Below are 1050 nucleotides of genomic sequence, written 5' to 3' on the forward strand. Positions count from 1 at the left end.
CGGCGAGCGAGGCAAGTCATTCACCCACGAGCTCGCCGATTCAAACAATCTCTACATCTTCGATGCAGCTGGACGTGAGCCAGTCGAACCGCTGGGTAGTGTGGGAGCTCGTACGTACTGTGTCTCGTCGCCCGACGATCGGCACTACAAGCAATTCGTCAAGGACCATAAGACGCACTTCTATCTGCCGGTGTGGAGCGAAGAGGAGCTCGAGGCCGCGCGCAGCGTGTGCAACACGACCACGGTCGAGTGTGCCGATGCAGATCTGCACCGCTCGCTGACGCCAGACGAGGTGCACGTGCGCTACCACAAATGGGGTGGTCTGCCACGCTTCGTTCTGTCGCTCGAGGATACAGAGCAGCTGGACGACGAGCTGCGCAAGGTCCTTCGTGTGGTGAACCTCGACGAGTTGATGAAGTGCATCACATCGATGGACTCGGAGGCTGTGGAGTCACTCAGTCGCACGGTGGTGCACTACCGCGTGGACACGTCCAACTACCGGACGTACGACATATTCATCGGCAGCCAGTACATGGCCGATGAGATCTTCCGGTGCGAGCAGCAGCTGCATAGCCACCGCATTGTCGAATTCCTGTCCAGCGCTGCTGGGCATCCGGCTGTCGGCCAGATCCGCGGCCAGATCTTCGAGCCGTTCGCACACCGAGCGTTGTGCTTGGGCGGCACGTTTCACATGCGCTGCCTCGAAGACGGTCGTGTCGGCACACTCACCCTACCGCCGTCGGCATGGGTCCAGCTCACATCGCACACAGACATCGACCACCTCGGAGATGCGCAGTACGGTCAGCCGAAGAGCAAGACCTTCGCCGCAGGAGATGCTGTGAAGCAGCCAGACCTTATCTTCCAGATGACAGGCGCTGAATCGCACACGATCAGTGTTAAGGGTCTCAAGGATATCATGACCTACATGCATTGTGCAACTTCGCCGCCTGCGGGTGCCGTCCAAGCTGCTCGCTTCATCTTCTGCGTGCCTCCAGACCGATTCTCAGCGTGTTGGACGCAGAAACAGGCGTACGTCACCACGCGAGGCGA

General features: G+C 59.6%; 1 protein-coding gene. It reads left to right on the forward strand.

Translation table 11 applies throughout. From position 1 onward, the window contains the following. The coding region (locus P4L78_RS10580; RefSeq protein WP_309328027.1) for a hypothetical protein at nucleotides 1-1050 on the forward strand (1050 nt) is incomplete at both ends.

Source organism: Silvimonas sp. (genome assembly GCF_031291215.1).
GTDB lineage: Bacteria > Pseudomonadota > Gammaproteobacteria > Burkholderiales > Chitinibacteraceae > Silvimonas > Silvimonas soli.